This window comes from Kangiella sediminilitoris (assembly GCF_001708405.1).
In the GTDB taxonomy this organism is placed as follows: Bacteria; Pseudomonadota; Gammaproteobacteria; order Enterobacterales; family Kangiellaceae; genus Kangiella; species Kangiella sediminilitoris.
The window spans coordinates 1,818,080-1,837,718 of record NZ_CP012418.1; the positions used below are offsets into that span (position 1 = coordinate 1,818,080).

General features: G+C 43.2%; 24 protein-coding genes. 14 read left to right on the top strand and 10 right to left on the bottom strand.

The features are described 5' to 3' along the window. From KS2013_RS08430 to KS2013_RS11950, 12 genes are all read left to right on the top strand, one after another. A complete protein-coding gene (locus KS2013_RS08430; protein WP_068992451.1) occupies window positions 1–207 on the top strand; it encodes a DUF3565 domain-containing protein in 207 nt (68 codons plus the stop codon). 89 nt (window positions 208–296) lie between these two features. Further along, on the top strand, window positions 297–635 hold the full coding sequence (locus KS2013_RS08435) for a zinc ribbon domain-containing protein YjdM (RefSeq protein ID WP_068992454.1): 339 nt from the start codon (window positions 297–299) through the stop codon (window positions 633–635). Window positions 636–738: 103 nt separating this feature from the next. Continuing rightward, on the top strand, window positions 739–1,158 hold the full coding sequence (locus tag KS2013_RS08440) for a VOC family protein (protein WP_068992457.1): 420 nt from the start codon (window positions 739–741) through the stop codon (window positions 1,156–1,158). A gap of 127 nt (window positions 1,159–1,285) precedes the next feature. Then, window positions 1,286–1,678, top strand: coding sequence for a SpoIIAA family protein (locus KS2013_RS08445; protein WP_068992460.1), 393 nt, complete (start codon window positions 1,286–1,288; stop codon window positions 1,676–1,678). Window positions 1,679–1,687: 9 nt separating this feature from the next. Further along, a complete protein-coding gene (locus KS2013_RS08450; protein ID WP_068992463.1) occupies window positions 1,688–1,876 on the top strand; it encodes a hypothetical protein in 189 nt (62 codons plus the stop codon). A gap of 307 nt (window positions 1,877–2,183) precedes the next feature. Then, window positions 2,184–3,020, top strand: a complete 837-nt coding sequence (gene map / locus KS2013_RS08455) for a type I methionyl aminopeptidase (protein ID WP_068992465.1) — start codon at window positions 2,184–2,186, stop codon at window positions 3,018–3,020. A gap of 15 nt (window positions 3,021–3,035) precedes the next feature. Continuing rightward, a complete protein-coding gene (gene glnD / locus KS2013_RS08460) occupies window positions 3,036–5,690 on the top strand; it encodes a [protein-PII] uridylyltransferase (RefSeq protein ID WP_068992467.1) in 2,655 nt (884 codons plus the stop codon). A 20-nt stretch (window positions 5,691–5,710) separates the two neighbouring features. Further along, window positions 5,711–6,541 carry a 2,3,4,5-tetrahydropyridine-2,6-dicarboxylate N-succinyltransferase gene (gene dapD, locus KS2013_RS08465; RefSeq protein WP_068992470.1) on the top strand — a complete coding sequence of 277 codons (831 nt, stop codon included), beginning with the start codon at window positions 5,711–5,713 and terminating at the stop codon, window positions 6,539–6,541. Between the two features lie 23 nt (window positions 6,542–6,564). Then, window positions 6,565–6,909 carry an arsenate reductase gene (locus KS2013_RS08470; RefSeq protein ID WP_068992472.1) on the top strand — a complete coding sequence of 115 codons (345 nt, stop codon included), beginning with the start codon at window positions 6,565–6,567 and terminating at the stop codon, window positions 6,907–6,909. Between the two features lie 19 nt (window positions 6,910–6,928). Beyond that, window positions 6,929–8,068 carry a succinyl-diaminopimelate desuccinylase gene (gene dapE, locus KS2013_RS08475; RefSeq protein ID WP_068994500.1) on the top strand — a complete coding sequence of 380 codons (1,140 nt, stop codon included), beginning with the start codon at window positions 6,929–6,931 and terminating at the stop codon, window positions 8,066–8,068. 4 nt (window positions 8,069–8,072) lie between these two features. Further along, entirely contained in the window at window positions 8,073–8,786 is a 714-nt protein-coding gene (locus tag KS2013_RS08480; RefSeq protein ID WP_228703656.1) for a M15 family metallopeptidase, read from the top strand. A gap of 14 nt (window positions 8,787–8,800) precedes the next feature. Beyond that, window positions 8,801–8,941, top strand: coding sequence for a hypothetical protein (locus tag KS2013_RS11950; RefSeq protein ID WP_156768984.1), 141 nt, complete (start codon window positions 8,801–8,803; stop codon window positions 8,939–8,941). A 1-nt stretch (window position 8,942) separates the two neighbouring features. Here KS2013_RS11950 and KS2013_RS08485 read toward each other — a convergent pair whose 3' ends face one another. Both KS2013_RS08485 and KS2013_RS08490 read right to left on the bottom strand, forming a co-directional pair. Beyond that, complete coding sequence (locus tag KS2013_RS08485) at window positions 8,943–9,683, bottom strand: enoyl-CoA hydratase (RefSeq protein ID WP_068992477.1); 741 nt, start codon at window positions 9,681–9,683, stop codon at window positions 8,943–8,945. A gap of 101 nt (window positions 9,684–9,784) precedes the next feature. Then, window positions 9,785–11,206 carry a M28 family peptidase gene (locus tag KS2013_RS08490; protein ID WP_068992480.1) on the bottom strand — a complete coding sequence of 474 codons (1,422 nt, stop codon included), beginning with the start codon at window positions 11,204–11,206 and terminating at the stop codon, window positions 9,785–9,787. Between the two features lie 157 nt (window positions 11,207–11,363). On the opposite strand from KS2013_RS08490, the gene KS2013_RS08495 reads away from it, so the two are divergent. Beyond that, window positions 11,364–11,843: a glutathione peroxidase gene (locus KS2013_RS08495; protein ID WP_068992483.1), complete on the top strand. Its 480-nt coding sequence runs from the start codon at window positions 11,364–11,366 to the stop codon at window positions 11,841–11,843. Continuing rightward, entirely contained in the window at window positions 11,843–12,673 is an 831-nt protein-coding gene (locus KS2013_RS08500) for an SDR family oxidoreductase (protein ID WP_068992486.1), read from the top strand. Before KS2013_RS08495 ends, KS2013_RS08500 begins: the two co-directional genes overlap by 1 nt. A gap of 153 nt (window positions 12,674–12,826) precedes the next feature. Here the strand turns inward: KS2013_RS08500 and acpS are convergent, their stop codons facing one another. From acpS to lepA, 8 genes are read right to left on the bottom strand one after another with little or no spacing between them, the layout of a single operon-like run. Further along, complete coding sequence (acpS, locus tag KS2013_RS08505) at window positions 12,827–13,210, bottom strand: holo-ACP synthase (protein ID WP_068992489.1); 384 nt, start codon at window positions 13,208–13,210, stop codon at window positions 12,827–12,829. Beyond that, window positions 13,192–13,941: a pyridoxine 5'-phosphate synthase gene (gene pdxJ / locus KS2013_RS08510; RefSeq protein WP_068992492.1), complete on the bottom strand. Its 750-nt coding sequence runs from the start codon at window positions 13,939–13,941 to the stop codon at window positions 13,192–13,194. The genes acpS and pdxJ overlap by 19 nt, the downstream gene beginning before the upstream one ends. Before the next feature lie 43 nt (window positions 13,942–13,984). Beyond that, window positions 13,985–14,704, bottom strand: coding sequence for a DNA repair protein RecO (gene recO / locus KS2013_RS08515; RefSeq protein ID WP_068992495.1), 720 nt, complete (start codon window positions 14,702–14,704; stop codon window positions 13,985–13,987). After that, window positions 14,704–15,627, bottom strand: a complete 924-nt coding sequence (era, locus tag KS2013_RS08520; protein WP_068992499.1) for a GTPase Era — start codon at window positions 15,625–15,627, stop codon at window positions 14,704–14,706. The genes recO and era overlap by 1 nt, the downstream gene beginning before the upstream one ends. A gap of 13 nt (window positions 15,628–15,640) precedes the next feature. After that, a complete protein-coding gene (rnc, locus tag KS2013_RS08525; protein WP_068992502.1) occupies window positions 15,641–16,336 on the bottom strand; it encodes a ribonuclease III in 696 nt (231 codons plus the stop codon). A 15-nt stretch (window positions 16,337–16,351) separates the two neighbouring features. Next, window positions 16,352–16,747 (bottom strand): DUF4845 domain-containing protein, encoded by a 396-nt coding sequence (locus KS2013_RS08530; protein WP_228703657.1) that lies wholly within the window; start codon window positions 16,745–16,747, stop codon window positions 16,352–16,354. A gap of 53 nt (window positions 16,748–16,800) precedes the next feature. After that, a complete protein-coding gene (gene lepB / locus KS2013_RS08535) occupies window positions 16,801–17,703 on the bottom strand; it encodes a signal peptidase I (protein ID WP_068992504.1) in 903 nt (300 codons plus the stop codon). After that, window positions 17,703–19,511, bottom strand: coding sequence for a translation elongation factor 4 (gene lepA / locus KS2013_RS08540; protein WP_068992507.1), 1,809 nt, complete (start codon window positions 19,509–19,511; stop codon window positions 17,703–17,705). Before lepA ends, lepB begins: the two co-directional genes overlap by 1 nt. Window positions 19,512–19,639 lie beyond the last annotated feature (128 nt).

Sequence of the window (19,639 nt, forward strand, 5' to 3'; positions counted from 1 at the left end):
ATGAAGAAACCTATTACTGGTTACCATAAGGATGAACATGATGACTGGGTTGCTGAGTTAGCCTGTGGTCATTTTCAGCATGTTCGACACAAGCCGCCATTCTTTAATAGACCGTGGGTTAAGACAGAGGCCGGTAGAAATCAGATGCTAGGAGAAGAACTGAACTGTGTAAAATGCGAAGAAGGAGCTCCAAAAGACTACCGCTAGCTAATTAATTATAGATACACAAAAACATCCTACTATTGATTGCGAATTATCTTATAATGGCATAACTTTTATTTATGCAGATTTGAACTATGAGCCAATTACCTAACTGTCCTCAGTGCGACTCTAGCTACACTTATGAAGATCAAAATATGTATGTTTGCCCTGAGTGTGGACACGAATGGTCGCAGAACGGCGCAGACAACGCTTCCGATGAACCTTCAATCAAAGATTCTAACGGAAACATCCTACAGGACGGTGATACCATTACGGTTATCAAAGACCTTAAAATTAAAGGTTCTTCTCAGGTAGTGAAGGTTGGAACAAAAGTTAAAAATATCCGCCTGGTAGATGGCGATCATGATATCGACTGTAAAATCCCGGGGATTGGCGCCATGAAACTCAAGTCCGAGTTTGTGAAAAAAGTCTAACTCCCAAATTGCCCAATCTGTAAAACTTCACCATGGCAACTGATTGCTTTTTTTAAAAGTGATATAAATAGCAACAAACCTTATAGACTTTAACTAATTAACTATGCCACAACCATTTCACCTGGCTATTCCAGTACATGATTTAGCTCAAGCTCGCCAGTTTTATGGCGAGCTATTAAATTTCGAAGAAGGTCGCTCCAGTGAGCATTGGATAGACTATAACTGTTATGGACATCAATTAGTCGTTCACTTAGACGAAAAGATGCAGGTCAAGGCAGCCAATACTTCATCAGTAGATGGTCATGGAGTCCCCATCCCCCACTTCGGTGTGGTGCTTGATATGGACGACTGGAAACAACTCGCCCGACATTTAAAGCAGAATGACGTTGAATTTGTCATAGAACCATACATTCGGTTTGAGGGTAAGCCCGGAGAGCAGGCCACTATGTTTTTTAATGATCCGTCGGGCAATGCTCTTGAGTTCAAAGGTTTTAATAACATGGATGATTTATTCAAAAAGTAATGCTGTTCTAAACCAGGTACTTTTTGCCATCATCCCTTGAGCTGTTAAACTTTGGTATACCTTCAATGAAACATTAAGCGAAACCCTTATACTGAATCAATAATTTCTACATAGCAGGAGGTTTTTTATGGAAGTTAAATCTCACGGTTTACGAGTTGGTCTGGAACGTCACGGTAACAATATCTTTTTAACCCTTAAGGCGACAGGAAAGCTCACCCATCAAGACTACCAGACAATGCTCCCGATGCTTGAGTCGGCGCTGCAATCTGTTGAAAACCCAGAAATTGATGCACTAATAGATGGTACAGAGCTTGAGGGGTGGGAGCCTAGAGCGGCCTGGGATGACCTGAAGCTTGGCTTAAAGCATGGTAGTAAATTTCGCAAAATAGCCATATACGGCAATAAGGACTGGCAAGAAACCTTTGCCAAAGTGGGTGACTGGTTTACCTCAGGTGAGGTCAAATTTTTTGAAGACATAAAAAGAGCACTAAGCTGGCTAAATGATGAACTCGACGCTTAAGGAGTCAACATGAGTAACAAACAACCACAAGGTAATAACGGCAAAACTTACGTTGGGGCAATGCTGGGGATTGGCGTTGGAGTCGGTGCCGCATTTGGTATTACCTTTGAAAACTTACCGCTCGGCGTTGGCCTGGGAGCAGTTTTTGGCATCATCATTGGAATAGTCCTGGAAGTTAAGAATAAAAACACAACCTAAGGTAAGCCATGTCTTTATTACCCACGCGCTTTCTTACAGCTATTTCAAAACCCAGCCAGTGAGGCTACTGACCTGTAGTAAAAATGATTTGGTGGAAGACAAGATGGACAAATGTCTCAAAATGGCGACATTTGACTTTGCCCACCTATGAAAACGTATCCTCGGGTCATCCACACTCGCTATTTGGTTATATCTTGTTGCTATCGGGTTTCCCTTGCCCATCACAATTCGTTAGAATAGACGCCTATTTAAGCCCCGCAAGAAAAGACTTACTGAGGGCAAAACGTAATTATTAACCAGGCTATGTATGGGTATCCAGATTAAGACTCCTGAAGAAATAGAAAAAATGCGTGTTGCAGGCCGTTTGGCGGCAGAAGTTCTAGAAATGATTGGTGAGCACATCAAAAAGGGTGTCACCACAGAAGAGCTTGACCAAATTTGCCATGATCACATCGTTCATAAACAAGGCGGTTACCCAGCCACATTGAACTATGGTGGCTCTACCTACCCGGTAACTCTGGATGCTGAAGGCAATCCAACACAGCCTGTGGCTACTGATGGTGGCTTTCCAAAATCTATCTGTACTTCGGTAAACGATGTAGTATGCCACGGCATTCCAAACAAAAAGCCTCTTCGCAACGGCGATATCCTCAATATTGATGTCACGGTGATTAAAGATGGTTTTCACGGTGATACCAGCAAAATGTTTGTGGTAGGCGAGCCTACACCGCAAGCTAAGAAGCTAATTCAAACGACTCAGGAGAGCCTCTATAACGCGATTAAGATGGTGAAGCCTGGTGCACGACTGGGCGATATAGGCTATGCCATTCAAAAATATGCTGAAGGCAAAGGTTATTCTATTGTCCGGGAATATTGTGGGCACGGCATCGGTTCAAAGTTCCATGAAGAACCGCAGGTAACTCACTATGGACGTCCGGGAACCGGTGTAGAGCTAAAAGAAGGTATGACCTTCACTATTGAGCCAATGGTTAATGTCGGGAAACGTTACGTGAAGCATAACAAGAAAGATGGCTGGACAGTTCTCACCAAGGATAAGTCGTTATCCGCACAGTGGGAACACACGCTATTGGTTACAGCAGATGGCGTGGAAGTTCTGACTAAACGCGACGAAGAATCCATTTAGGAACAGGAACGCGGAGTGGCAAGTCCTGATAAATTTAACTACCTACCCAAAGCAGCTGAACTGGTCAAAAAAAGCCAATCAGCTGATGGGCTTGATCGATTAAAGATCTATAAGAATTACCTACAGGCGGGGCTGGATGCTCTAACCAAACAATTCCAGAAAGGCACCAGTATTATCCAGTTACTACGTGCTCGCAGTGCCTTAATCGACCACATATTGGCAACTAGCTGGTCTCAATTTTCTGTCCATAGCCATTCAGCGCTTATAGCTGTTGGGGGTTATGGTCGCGAGGAACTACAGCCTTATTCGGATATCGATATCCTCGTCCTGCTGAACGACGATAGTGAAGAAGCGGAAGATAGTAACCTGGAGCTGGAAGCCTGGCTGGCTTTCCTGTGGGATATCGGGCTTGAGGTCGGTCACAGTGTCCGAACTATTAATCATTGCGAACAGTTAGCGCTTGAAGATATATCCGTTGCCACAAACCTGATTGAGTCACGTTTTATCTGCGGCAATCGCAAATTATTAAAAGGCCTTAACGAGCGAATTAAACAACCGGATTTCTGGCCATCGGAAGCATTCTTTAAAGCCAAGTTGGATGAGCAGGTCGCAAGACATCTAAAGTTTAAAGAAACGTCCTTCAATTTAGAGCCGAATATTAAGTCGAACCCGGGTGGATTGAGAGATCTTCAGGTTATTCAGTGGATTACTCTGAAGCACTTTAAAACTAGTAGCTTACATGATCTGATTAAATACGGGATTTTCACACGACGCGAGTACCGGAGCTTACTCAATGGGCAACAATTCCTGCACAGAGTTCGTTTTGCCCTGCATGTACTAACCGGCAAACGTGAAGACCGTTTGCTCTTCGAGCATCAGAAAAAGGTAGCAGAGTGGTTAGGGTTTGAAGACCATGATAACAAGCTGGCCGTTGAACATCTCATGCAACGCTATTACCGGGCTGTGATGGTTATTAGGAACCTGAATGAATTGTTCCTCCAAATTTTTGAACAGGAATATTTAAAACTCGGCAAGTCTGCACAAATCATCGATCTAGACCAGGACTTTTATTTACACAACCAGCGTATTGGCATAAAAACACCCGACCTTTTTTTGCGCAAACCTCATGCACTGATAAAAATATTTCGTCACATTGCCTTGAACCCTGAAATCATTCAGATTGAAGCAAAGACTATGCGTAAAATCCGGTCAAGCCAACAAATGGTTAACCGCCATTATCGACGCGATGCAATTAATATCAGCTACTTCAAAGAATTTTTATCGACCAAACAGCTAACCAGTCGTGGCTTTGCCCTGATGAAGCGAACCAATATATTAGGAGCTATGATTCCTAAGTTTGCTCAAATAGAAGGTCAAATGCAGTTCGATCTCTTTCATGCTTACACGGTGGACGAGCATACGCTTTTCTTACTGCGCTATATCATTCGCTATAACAAGAGTGAATATGGCCACGAGTTCCCGCTGTGCCGCAAAATCATGAAAACGCTGGTAGATCCCACACCTTTATATCTTGCAGCTATTTTCCACGACATCGGCAAAGGTCGTGGTGGAGATCATTCTGAGCTTGGTGCTGTTGATGCATTAGAATACTGCCACTCAATAGGACTAGATCAGCACATTTCCGAACTTGTCTCTTGGCTGGTAAGAAATCACCTGATTATGTCCTTGGTTGCACAACGCAAGGACATCAGTGACCCCGACGTCATTGAAAGTTTTGCCAGCAAAATACCATCGATTTTGCATCTTGAGCTGCTATACGTTTTAACCGTTTCCGATATTCGCGCAACGAATCCAACTCTCTGGAATTCATGGAAAGAGTCTCTGCTTAAAGAGCTGTTTTTGGCTACTAAACATTATCTGACTCAGTCAACACCAAGGGCCAACCAGAACCAGATGATGGAAGACACTAGACAGCAGGTGTTAGAACAGTTCACTAAAACCGGGGAGTCTATTGAGCCGGTTCGCGAGCTGCTTTCTGAGCTGGGTAACGATTACCTTTTAAGGTACCACCCTGAACAGATTATATGGCAAACGGAGCAACTGCTTTCACAGCCCGAGCTGCCTTATGTAGCGATAAAAAATCACCGCTCTCAAGCCGGTACAGAAGTCTTTATCGCTGTAGAGGATCAGCCCGATCTCTTTGCATCAATCACAGCTCTTTTGAGTCAGAATCATCTCAATATTCAGGCTGCGACGCTCTTTACATCGCCCAAAGGACTCTGCCTGGATACTTTTATTGTGTTAGATGAACAAGGCCATCCATTGTCCTACGAGCAAAGAATTCAAGAAATACAGGATAACCTGATTGACGGTCTTTCAGATATGGACAATAGCGCCATATCGGTTAGTCGAGCTGTCCCTACAAGACTTAAATACTTCACCGTTAAAACTAACGTGGAATTTATTAACGACGACAATAGTCCTTTCACCACTTTAGAGATTACTGCGCTCGACCGCCCTGCTCTGCTGGCTAATATTGGTCAAGCCTTTCGTGATTGTGACATTGAAGTGCATTCGGCAAAAATTGTCACACTGGGAGAACGGGTAGAAGATACTTTTACAGTCAGTGATAGAAACCATCAGCCCATTATTGATAAAAACCGAATTGAAAAAATTAAAGAACATTTAGGGCAAGCAATTAATGCTTAACATTATTTGAGGAAAAAGACATGTCTTTGCAACAAACCATTGAGCAAGCATTTGAAAATAGAGAAAGCCTATCTCCTGCAAGCGCTTCAGCAGAGATCAAGGCGGCAGTAACTGAAGCATTAGATCTACTGGATAAGGGCAAAGCAAGAGTTGCTGAAAAACAAGGTAACGAATGGGTCGTAAATCAGTGGCTTAAAAAAGCGGTACTTTTGTCATTTCGTTTAAACAATAACAAAGTTATCGACACCGATATGGCTCAATTTTATGACAAAGTTCCAATGAAATATCAGGGAATGAGCGAGGAAGACTTTAAAGAAGGTGGAACTCGTGTTGTGCCTCATGCTATCGCTCGCCATGGTTCGTATATTGCTAAAAATGTTGTTCTCATGCCTAGCTACACTAACATCGGTGCATACATTGATGAGGGTGCCATGATAGATACCTGGGCGACAGTCGGTTCATGTGCACAAATCGGCAAAAACGTCCACCTCTCAGGTGGCGCTGGCATTGGTGGGGTTCTAGAGCCGCTTCAGGCCGGCCCAACCATTATTGAAGATAACTGCTTTATCGGAGCTCGCTCTGAAGTAGTTGAAGGCGTTATCGTCGAGGAAGGCTCGGTATTATCCATGGGCGTATTCATTGGTCAAAGTACTAAAATCTATAACCGCCTGACCGATGAAGTGACCTATGGCCGCGTCCCTGCTGGCTCCGTTGTTGTTCCAGGTAGCCTTCCTTCAAGCTGTGGTAAATATAGCTTAAGCTGTGCGGTAATTGTTAAGCAGGTGGATGCCAAGACTCGTGCTAAAACCAGCGTTAATGAATTATTACGCATGGACAAAGAGCAAGGATAAGAAAAGAGGTTTAATTAAAAACTATGGTGAAAATTTACGGAATACCCAACTGCGATACGGTCAGGAAAGCCGTAAAATGGCTAGAGGCCAATGATATCGAGCATGAGTTCATCGACTATCGTAAAAACCCCTTAGAGCGCTCAACGTTAGAAGCCTGGGATAATGCTATTGGCTGGGAAAAGTTGCTGAATAAACGCAGTACCGCCTGGCGCCCACTGGATCAATCTATAAAAGATAACATTGATCGTGACTCTGCTATTGATTTGATGAAAGAAAAAGTGACCTTGATCAAACGCCCTGTTCTAGTCAAAGGTGATCAAGTGCACCTAAGTTTCAAACCTGAGCAGTACAGCGATATTTTTAATTAATTGAAAGAGTCTTCTTATGATTACCGATGTTCTGGATCTGGCAAAAAATTTGATTAACCGTGAGTCTGTGACTCCGGTAGACGCAGGTTGCCAAAAACTGATGATGGATCTATTAAGTCGCCATGACTTTAAAAATGAAATCATGGACTTTGAAGATACTCAAAACTTTTGGTCCATACGACAAGGAGCATCAGAAGGCCCAGTATTTGTATTTGCAGGTCATACAGATGTCGTTCCCGCTGGTAATCTGGATGACTGGAATACAGACCCGTTTGAAGCCACAGAAAAAGATGGTTACCTATTCGGCCGGGGGGCCGCTGACATGAAAGGAAGTTTAGCAGCCATGATTGTTGCTACTGAACGCTTCGTTAAAGACTTCCCCGACCACAAAGGTTCAATTGCCTACCTTATTACCAGCGATGAAGAAGGTCCGTTTATCAACGGTACCGTGCGTGTTGTAGAAGAGTTGATGAATCGAAACCAGCCCTTTGATTATTGTATCGTTGGTGAACCATCAAGTACCGCTGAGCTGGGTGACGTTATCAAAAATGGGCGCCGCGGTTCGCTCACGGGTTTTCTAAAAATACTCGGACAACAAGGTCATGTGGCATACCCCCACCTGGCTGATAATGCCATACATAAGTCTTATCAGGCTCTACATGAGTTAAGTCAAACTCACTGGGATGATGGGAATGAATCTTTCCCTCCAACCAGCTTTCAGATCGCAATTGAAAAAGCTGGCACAGCAACCAATGTCATCCCTGGCGAAAAATATATAGAATTCAACTTCCGCTACTCAACTGAGTCTAATGCTGACCAGCTGAAGCAACGCGTTCTGGATATCCTGGATAGCCATAAACTGGATTATCAGGTGGACTGGAAGTTGAATGGAGAGCCGTTCTTAACCGATGAAGGTCAGTTGCTGGCGGCTTCAAAAGCAGCAATCAAAACCGTTTGTGACAGAGAAACCCAGGCATTGACCAGCGGTGGAACTTCGGACGGTCGCTTTATAGCAAAGACAGGTGCTGAAGTGGTCGAGATCGGGCCTGTTAATAAAACCATCCATCAAATTAATGAATGCGTCAAAATTGATGATTTATATGGCTTATCAGACATCTACTACAACGTGCTTAAACGTTTACTAACCGACAACGCTTAATATTATGACTGTATCTAATTCTATGATGACACCAGAGCAAATCATTGGCTTAAACCAGGAACATTTACTGAGTATCGAAGACAATAGCGAACTTCTGGGTCAAAAATTTCAATGTCATCATGAAGTTCTGGTGCCGCTAGCAAAACTCATTCGCCAGTCAGAAATTGATGGTATCCCACTGAGAGTGATTAGCAGTTATAGAAGCTTTGAGCGCCAGGCTGAGATTTGGAATTACAAATTTAATAATGATGTTGAGTTAAATTTGAGAGACGGTACAACTGTTAACTCTTTCGAACTTACACCAATAGAGCGGATCAAAGCTATTCTTCATTATTCGGCCATACCGGGAACCAGTCGCCACCACTGGGGAACTGACTTTGATATTTTTGATGCCGCAGCTGTCGATCAAGGCTATGAGGTACAACTTGTTGAAGAGGAGTTTTCGGATAACGGTCCCTGCTCGCGTCTCGACGAATGGCTGGATTATAATTTAAATAAGTTTGATTTCTTCCGTCCATACAGAGAAGATAAGGGAGGGGTTGCCTGCGAACCTTGGCATATTAGCTATCGCCCCATTGCTGACAGGGCATTACAAGAGTTTCCTCTGGAGCTTTTGAAGCAGGTGTTAAGTGAAAAAGATATTGGCGGCAAGGATGAAATCTGTTCACGGCTTGAAAGTCTGACCAGAAAATATGTTTACACAATTTGCCAAGAATAATTAAGGAGCGATCTATGTGGAAAGCGATATTAGTTACCCTTCTCATCTTCGCCATCATTGGTGCAACTTTGTTTGTACTTAAAAGGAACAATAAGTTTAAGATTCCAAAGGGTGTTAAGCCTAAACCATATAAAGACGACGAAGACGATTACTAAGTTACTTTTCTAAAAACTTCTTAAAAATAGCCTTTGCTTCATCACTACCGAGTAGCTCAGAAAAACTTCTGGCCTCTCTTTCAATCGCTTTACTGACAAACCCAGAGTTCGAACGTATTAATTGACGACTGACTCTTAAAGCATGAACAGGTTTCATAGCCAGTTTCTCGGCCTTTTCCTGGGCAACCTGAATATATTCATCAGGTGAGGCAACATCGTTGATGATACCCAGTTCCTTCGCTCTGTTGCCATCAAAAGGCTCAGCCAATAGTAATAGCTCTGCAGCGCGCACATAGCCCAGCTGACGAGGCAATAGATAACTTGAACCGGCTTCCGGACAAAGCCCCAGATCGACAAAAGGCAGACAGAAATACGTTTTTTCCGTGGCGTAAACCAAATCACAATGCAACAACAAGGTGGTGCCAATTCCAACAGCAGGGCCTGAGGCTGCTGCCACAATGGGTTTATCAAAATTGGCCAACTCATGTAAGAAGTTCAAAATTGGTGAGCCTTCATCCAGGACTGGCTGCTCCAAAAAATCAGCGATATCGTTACCAGCACTGAAACAACCTTCACTACCCTTGAAAAATGCAACTCGTACATCCTCATTACGCTTTGCACTTGCAAGCTCATAACTTAATGCTCGATACATATCGGTAGTTAATGCATTTTTTTTGTCTTGTCGGTTAAATTCTATATGAAGTACATGGTTAATGACTTCAGTGGTGATGAGCTTGGACATTTCTCTCCCCCTGGACCGATGAAGTCTAAACGATAACACATCCGAGCTGTCAGATTCATCAAAAAATTGGGCAGCGTTAGTGCTGCCCAATAAAGGTTTATTTATTGTTCCTTGGTAAAACCGCCACCAAAATCACCTTCCATCTGGGCAGCAATGTAGGCTAAGACCACATAGGCCGCGGTATTTTGATCCAGGGCTTCTGGATCTATTTTATCCAATGTATCGTTCGGCGTATGATGGTAATCAAAATAATCCATGCCATCTTGACGTAATGAGAAAACTGAAATTCCTAGCTGTCTTAGCGGTATTAAATCGGGGCCACCGCCAGCTTTGTTATTTCCATACTCAATACCCAGAGGCTTCAACAGGTTAGCTATCTCCATAACCACAGGTAACGCTTCTTTTTTCACCTTTGAATCTATACGCCATATTCTATCGGCACCAAAATCAGATTCAGCCGCGGTAATAATATTATCAAGCTTATCTTTATGAGCCTTTGCATAAGCCTTACCTCCTAACAGCCCCTGCTCTTCATTGGCAAACATAATCACTCGGATAGAGCGCTTAGGTCGCTCAGGAAGTCTGCCAATTAGCTCTGCTGCTGCTGTTGTTATTGCTATACCGGCTCCATCATCAATTGCTCCGGTGCCTAAATCCCAAGAGTCGAGGTGACCTCCAATAATGACGTATTCTTCCGGCTTCTCGCTTCCTGTAATCTCACCAATAACATTATGACTGGTATATTCTTTACCTTGTTTCGCGCCAATAGTCATTTTAACGATAACGGGCTTACCACGGCGAAGCATATTCTCTAGAAGATCAGCGTCAGGCGCTGACAAAGCTGCAGCAGGAATTTTTTTGATTCCTTCCTCATAGTTCATGACTCCAGTATGCGCCATTCGATCACTATCAGTCCCTATTGAACGAATCAGAATTCCTACAGCGCCTTTTTTAGCAGCTTCTGATGCACCTCGAGTACGGGCAGAGACCGCTGGACCATAACCAGAACCATCTTTAGCGCGCTTCATACGATTTTTAATAAAGACAATTTTACCTTTTGCAGAGTCTTCCTCAGATGCTTCCAAAGCAGCCAGATCATCAAACTCAACCAATTCCGCAGTTAATCCATCTTCAGGTGTACCAACACTAAAACCAAGAGCAGTAATGACCAGGGGTTGAGGATAAGGAGCCACTACTTCCGCAGTCTCAATACCTCTCTTCCAGGTGGGAAAAGTAACTGGTTCGGTCCAGACCTTATCGAAACCAAGCTCCTCAAGCTTGGCAACGCCCCACTTTACCGCGGCAGCATCGCCAGGGGTTCCAGCCATTCGCGGCCCAACCTCAGTGGTCAGCGACTCAACTATGTCATAGCCCTTTGAGGATTTTAAGGCCTCATCTCGTAGCTCTGCAGCTACTTTAAGAGCATCTTCGCTAATACTCGGCACATCATCAGCCAGAGCAGAATAGTTTCCAGATAGCGCGATTACGCTAACCACACCTAATAGGAGTGATTTCAATGTCATAACGACCCCTTATTTAAAATGAAATTTAATGAGCTTAATCCCGGTGCGTTATTGCTTCCTGATTTGCCTGCTATTTATTGGTACTGATTTACCTTGTGATTGACAGCAATCAACCGCTAAGGCTAGAGTAAGCCAAAGACCATAGCGAGGAAAATGAATGACTACCTTATACGATTGCTCAGCAGTTTTAAATAATGGAAAAGAGGTTTCCCTCAGTGATTACGAAGGAAAAGTGTTACTGATTGTTAATACAGCCAGTGCCTGCGGTTTTACACCTCAATATGAAGGCTTAGAGAAGCTTTACCAGGAATTCAAGGGACAAGGTCTGGAGATATTAGCCTTCCCTTGTAATCAGTTCGGCAAGCAGGAGTCAGGGTCGGATGAGGAAATTAAAGACTTCTGTGATCTAAACTTCAATATCTCCTTCCCTCTTTTCAAGAAAGTTGAAGTCAATGGTGACAACGCACACCCAATCTTTAAGCGCTTAAAAGATGAAGCCCCTGGCATTTTGGGTTCGAAGAAAATCAAATGGAACTTTACTAAGTTTCTGGTAGACAAAAACGGTAAAGTTGTTGAGCGCTACGGTTCGGTAACTAAACCGGAAGCGATAAAAGAAGATATAGAGGAACTACTGTAATGCCCGAGCTCAAGGATAAGGTTATTATCATTACAGGAGCCAGTCGCGGTATTGGTCGAGCAATGGCTTTAACTTTCGCGAAAGAAGGTGCGACAGTTGTGATTGCCGCAAAGTCAGATAAGCCACACCCAAAACTTCCTGGTACGATTCACACAGTAGCAGAAGAAGTTGAGAAAGCTGGCGGAAAAGCGGTTCCTGTAGCACTGGATGTCCGCAAGGAATTAGCAATTAAACGACTGTGTGATGACATTGGTCAAAAATTTGGACGTATTGATGCCGTTATAAATAATGCCGGTGCGATAAGCCTGACCACCGTTGAGGAAACATCACCCAAGCGCTATGATTTAATGCAGCAAGTTAATTCTCGAGCTGTATACTGCTTTGGTCATTATGCGCTTCCATATCTTAAAAAGTCGGATAATCCACATATCTTAAACTTGTCACCGCCAGTTAATCTAAATGAAAAATGGCTTAAAGACTATAGCCCCTACACACTCTCTAAGTACGGAATGAGTATATTAAGCAAAGGAATGGCGGCAGAGTTTAAAGAGCACGGAATAGCAGTTAACACACTGTGGCCCCAAACCTATATTGCAACGGCAGCTATTGAGTTTGCTGTTGGCAACAAAGAAACTTTGAATTATGCCCGAAAGCCACAAATTATGGCTGACGCAGCGAAGGTAATATTGACTCATCCCAGCCAGAACTACACTGGCCTTTGGTTAATAGATGAGGAGGTTCTTAAGGCCGCCCGGGTGACAGACTTCAGTCAATATGCCTATTCACCAGAACATGAAGACAAAATTCAAAAAGATTTATTTCTAGATTAATAATCAAAAAGCGGGGGCATATCCTCGCTTTTAACACTTCAAGGCAAGCTCAGGTTCTAAGTCCTCAGTCTGAGACTACTCCAGATCACTCCATTAACTTTTTTATCCTTATATTGATCCTTTCTGCAATGTTTTTTATTCGTCACTATGTGTTTATTTTGATTCTGCAACTGCGAAAGCAACAGCAAAGTCACGCTCGTCACTTATCGTAAGGTGAATAGTATTGATATGCTGTTTGGAAGCCCAATCTTTAGCAGCTCCATAAAGTTGAACTTCCGGTTTTCCTAACTCGGAACTGACTATTACTAGCTGCTGGAAGTGAATTCCTTTTCTCATACCGGTACCCAAAGCTTTACTGATAGCCTCTTTTGCAGCAAATCTTTTTGCCAGGTACGCCTGTTTATTCTTTTTCTGCTGATATTCGTTTAATTCAATATCAGATAAAATACGCTCGGCAAATTTATCACCATGACGCTGAAAAGAACGTTCGATTCGAGCGAGGCTGACAATATCCGTACCTACTCCGAATATGGCCACTGCCTGGCCTCCACCATCAGTTTCTTCATATCCAATACAGCCTGCTCTAAACCACTGAATAAGGCTCTTCCAATAATGGCGTGGCCGATATTTAACTCAACAATTTCTTTTATTGCTGCTACTGGTTGCACGTTATGGTAGTGAAGCCCATGACCTGCATTTACCTGCAGACCCTGCCCTACTGCGTGAGCAACACCCCGTCTTACTTTCTCCAGTTCTATTTCCTGCTGAGCCTCACTTTCTGCATCAGCATAATGGCCAGTATGTATTTCAATTAGTGGTGCGCCAACATTGGCTGCAGATTCAATTTGCTTATAATCAGCATCGATAAACAAGGATACCTGAATTCCTGCTTCTGACATTCGCTGGCAGGCGTCTCTAATTTTACTTTCCTGACCTTTAACATCCAAACCGCCCTCTGTCGTGAGTTCCTCACGCTTTTCGGGAACCAAGCAGACATAAGTAGGCTTGATTCTCTCAGCAATCGAGAGCATTTCTTCCGTAACGGCCATTTCAAGATTCATTCGAGTTTGAATTGTTCCAGCCAATAACTCGACATCCCTATCAGTGATGTGGCGACGGTCTTCACGTAAGTGAACCGTAATCCCATCCGCACCATTTTGTTCAGCAGCGAATGCAGCCTGTACAGGGTCCGGGTAATTCGTTCCACGAGCATTACGTACCGTTGCAATATGATCGATATTAACGCCTAAAAGTATTGGGTTTTTCATTCGTTTTTCCGTAAAAATTTATCTACTTAAAAGGGTAGGAAACCTAACCTTGAATAGCAAGTGTTTGTTGTAAAAGCTTACGACTGTGAAGCTCCTTAAAACCAATAAGTGGATCAATCACAGCTCGAGATATTTTTCTGGCAGTAGATAGACTGCCTGAGGTCTGCCACTGTCTGTTGGCAACAGCAAGGATATTCTTACCTTTAATTTTCAAAGCGCTTTTGGGCGCCTGCCCAATCAGCACAAATCCCTGCTCTGGTATAAAGCCATAATCCAACTGTTCATTGATAATGTCCCCTTGGATATCACAGGCCCAGTCTATGCCGTAACCTAGGTCATCTAAAATACCAAGTTCAAACTCTCGTAGGACAACAGCAGGTGAAGGCTCTGACTGCAATCGATATAAGGCCCTTTGATAAGCATCGTAAATATCGGGGTGAGGGTCCCATTGAATCAGGAGCTTCAACAACAGTTCGTTCATATAGAGACCCGATAGGCTTGGTATACCACTGAGAGCTATGCTGGGGCCAAGCGGTTCAACCTGCTTTAAGGTTTTTAAATCACTGCGACCAACCCAGCTCAGAGCCAAAGGTTGAAAGGGTTGCAGTAAAGCACGCTTGGAACTTTTTTTGGCTCCTCGGACTCCGCGCGCTAGAACGCTACAGCGTCCCTCCTCTAGTGTAAGCAGCTCAAGGATTAAGCTAGACTCTTTAAACGGTCTGGTATGTAAAACAAAAGATTGAGATAGTGCGGAGTGACTCATCAATAATCATTGTAACCCAGTGATTTCAAAGCCCGCTCATCATCGGCCCAACCGTCCTTGACCTTGACCCAAAGTTCGAGAAAGACCTTGCAGTCGAACAGTTCTTCCATTTCGAGTCGCGCATCTCGTCCAATTTGCTTCAGTCTCTGACCTTTTTTGCCAATAATAATGGCTTTTTGTCCAGGACGCTCTACAAGGATGAGTCCACTGATAGTGAGCACACCTTTGTCATTAAATTTGAACTGCTCTATTTCTACCGTCGATGAGTAAGGAATTTCCTCTCCTAAAGATCGCATTAGCTTTTCACGAATGAGCTCAGCCGCCATAAAGCGTTCGCTTCGATCCGTAATGTAATCTTCAGGGTAAAATAAATCGCCCTCTGGAAGATAACTTTTCAGCGTCGCCGTCAGCTGTTCCAGATTCTGGCCCTTTAACGCCGAACCAGGAAAAACAGCGTCAAAGTGACATTTTTCAGTAATTTGAGCTATATGCGGCAGTAGCTCTTCTTTATCCGTTAACTTGTCTACCTTATTAACGAAGAGTACCTTTTTTCCTTTTGCTTGAGATACCTTGTTAAGAACCAGCTCATCATCATCAGTCCATTGAGTACCGTCGACTACAAAGAGCAAAACATCAACATCAGTCATTGAACTTGTTGCAGCCCGATTCATGTAGCGATTGATACTTCGTTCTTCCTTACTGTGGATGCCGGGAGTATCAACAAATAAAATTTGTGCCTCATTATCTGTATAAATGCCTAGCACTCGATGACGAGTGGTTTGGGGTTTACGCGAGGTAATACTCACCTTTTGACCCAGAATATGGTTCATTAATGTTGATTTACCAACATTAGGGCGACCCAGAACGGCGACGTAACCACAACGAAAAGGTTGCTCAGTGTGGTTTTCAGAAGAATGATTCATGAAGACACTCTATTTATGAAGCGAGTAATTGCTGTAATTCGGTTAAAGCTTTTTCAGCAGCTAGCTGTTCTGCATTGCGACGGCTACTGCCGGAACCTTTGGTTTGGATTGCCTTTTCAGTAATACAACAGGCCACCTCAAAGGTCTGATCGTGTGGCTCACCTGATACATCAAGTAACTCATACTCAGGCAAGGACAAACGACGAGATTGTAACAATTCCTGTAGGCGAGTTTTAGCATCTTTTTGTGTGTCAGCAGGGTTAATTTCAGTCAAACGCTGACCATACAGTTCTAAAATAAGCGTGTTAGTTTTTTCAAACCCAGCATCCAGGTACACGGCACCAATAACCGCCTCAAACGCGTCAGCCAGGATTGATGCTCTGCGAAACCCACCACTTTTAAGCTCGCCCTCGCCTAAGTTAATATAGTCGCCTAAGTCAATTTCTTTGGCTATTACTGCCAGGGTTTTACCCTTAACGAGGCTCGAACGCATTCGACTTAACTGGCCTTCATCAACTTTAGGAAACTGTGTAAACAAGGCTCTCGCAATGACCATGCCAAGTACAGCGTCGCCCAAAAACTCCAGGCGTTCATTATGATGATTTGAAGCACTTCTGTGTGTCAGCGCCTTGGTGATAAGCTGTGGGTCTAAGAACTGATAGCCGAGACGTCGGCAAAAACGTTCGATTTGCTGCTGCTGTTGATTCATCTCGGCTTTATAACACTAATTCAAAGGCTCTTCGTGCTTAAACTCAAGCAACGCACTGACATTACCAAAAAGAGCTATTCTGCTTTCATACTCAACATAAAGAGCTCGGCCCCCAGTGATTTCTTTTATATCAACATCATCTGCTTTAATAATATCTATGTTGTTGATATTAAATCGACCTGAGATAAGACGCTCAATTTCCGACTTGCTGGAACTAGAACTGGTTTCCAGAGCAACCGATTCTATAGAACTTTTAATGCTGAAAAACTCCATATAAGCGGGAACAAGCTTTATCGCTAAGTACATGAAAAATAAAACAATACCCATAATGATGAGCCAGCCTGCAGCCGTCATACCACCCTGGTATTGTCTATTCATTATTTTCTTATTTAGTTTTTCTTGTCCGAACATATTCCCCATACTCCTCGAAAATACAATCATCTGTTTTTTCAGGCACTTAACATCTATTCTATAGCACCAGCTCTACTAAAGGATATACCTTTTGGTAAATGTTTTCCAAATAAAACAGGATCTTCAGTGAAACTCACAAAAATCCATTTATAAGCCGCTTTACCAATAATCCCTTCTTCATCAATGAAACGCCAGAACCTTGAATCCAGACTGCCATCACGATTATCACCCATAGCAAAGTATTTTCCTTCAGGTACCACCTCGGTCCAACGCTCTCTCAAACTGTGGTATCGTCTCGGTTTAGCGTTATCTTCCAGATAGATGAGGTCATGTGATTCACCATTGATGGTTTCACTGTAAGTATCATAATTATTCCCAGCGGGTACCAAGTCTTCCACCTTATCCGAAACAAACTCTGACTTAATAGTAATTGGGTCACACGATTGACCGTCTACATTCACTGCATTCCGACACTGTGGAATAATCGTCAAAGTTCCGCGGTCCCATTCAAGACGATCGCCTGGAATACCGATAAGTCTTTTAATATATGCCTGCTGCGGCTCATGTGGCGGATGGAAAACAATGACATCACCCCTTTGAGGCTCACCTACATCAATAATTTTGGTGTTAAATGCCGGTAAACGTATGCCATAGGCAAATTTATTGACTAGTATAAAGTCGCCATCATACAGGCCGGGGTTCATGCTTCCTGATGGAATACGGTAAGGCTCATACAAGAAAGAACGTAGTACCAGCACCACAAAGATGATGGGAAAAAAAGATCGGCAGATGTCTATGAAAGGCGGAAATTTTTCTTCCCCTTTTTCATCCAGTTGAATCTTGCCAGCTTCAGCTCTTTTTTTCTGCCACCAGATCTTGTCCAGTAATGTCACAACACCAGTAATTAATGCTGCAACGCCAAGGTAAAAACCAAAATCGTAATAGATACTCGGCATTATTTATTATCCTTACCAACATTCAACACAGCCAAAAACGCTTCTTGTGGAATTTCAACTTTCCCAACTTGCTTCATGCGTTTTTTACCAGCTTTTTGTTTTTCTAATAGTTTACGTTTCCGAGAAACATCACCGCCGTAACACTTCGCTAAAACATTTTTACGTAAAGCTTTAACTGTCGACCGTGCGATAACATGGTTACCAATCGCAGCTTGGATTGCGACCTCAAACATCTGTCTCGGAATAATCTCTTTCATAGCTTCGACCAGCTCACGCCCACGATATTGGGCTTGCTCTTTATGCACAATTAACGCTAGAGCATCCACTTTGTCTCCATTGATTAGGATATCCAGGCGCACCAGCTCATCAGCCTGATAACGCTTAAACTGGTAGTCTAATGAAGCGTACCCCCTACTAACAGATTTAAGTCTATCAAAGAAGTCCAGCACAACTTCATTCATTGGCATTTCATAGGTAAGCGCTACTTGGTTACCCGCATACTGCATACGAGTTTGTACACCTCTTTTCTCAACGCACAAGGTAATTACACCACCGAGATGCTCCTGGGGTACTAATATATTGGCCTCGCAGATTGGCTCTCTGATCTCAGCGATATTTGAGAGTGGAGGAAGCTTTGATGGGTTATCAACATAAACCAACTCGTCATCAGTGGTTAAGATTTCATAAATAACCGTTGGCGCAGTGGTTATTAAGTCGAGATTATACTCTCTCTCTAGGCGTTCCTGGATGATCTCCATGTGTAGCATCCCAAGGAATCCACACCTGAAGCCAAAGCCAAGTGCCGTTGAGTTTTCTGGCTCGAAGAATAATGATGCATCGTTCAAGCTCAGCTTCGATAATGCATCGCGAAATGATTCATAATCATCAGAGCTTACAGGGAACAATCCAGCATAAACCTGTGGAGTTACTTTTTTGAATCCTGGTAAAGGACTTTCAGCGGGCGACTTAGCCAGAGTGATAGTATCACCTACAGGAGCGCCCTGAATATCTTTAATACCGGCAATAATAAAGCCTACTTCACCGGCTCTCAATGTCCCTGTATCCTCACGTTTCGGTGTAAAGATACCAACGTGATCAACCACATGCGATTTACCGGTCGACATAATTTGCATTTTATCGCCTGACTTAATCGTGCCCTGCTTTACTCGAACAAGAGAAACCACACCTAAATAATTGTCAAACCAGGAGTCAACGATAAGAGCCTGCAAAGGCGCGTCAGGATCACCAGAAGCTGGTGGAATATCGCTGACAATTTTTTCCAGCAATTCTTCGATTCCAACGCCTGTTTTAGCACTGCATTGGACAGCGTCCATTGCCTCGATGCCGACGATATCTTCAATTTCCTGCATAACACGCAAAGGATCAGCAGCAGGTAAGTCAATCTTATTTAAAACGGGTACGACTTCGAGATCCTGTTCGATTGCGGTATAACAGTTCGCCAAAGTTTGTGCTTCAACACCCTGTGCAGCATCAACTACTAATAGAGCACCTTCGCAAGCAGCTAAGGAACGGGATACTTCATAAGAGAAATCCACATGGCCCGGAGTATCAATAAAGTTAAGCTGATATGTGTTTCCGTCTTTAGCTTTATAATTTAATGTAACACTCTGAGCTTTAATGGTAATACCGCGCTCACGCTCTAGATCCATGGAGTCCAATACCTGCTCAGCCATTTCACGCTCAGTTAATCCTCCACAATGCTGAATCAGTCGATCAGACAAGGTCGACTTACCATGGTCGATATGTGCGATGATTGAGAAGTTACGAATAAAATCGGTATATGCCATATATGTTCCGCTAAACCCTTTGTTTCCAACACCAGAGATTTCTTAATCTATTGATTTATAAGTATTAATTTTTTTCTATCAATAATTTTTAAGACAAAGCCGGCCGAAATATGAGTGTAATGATAATA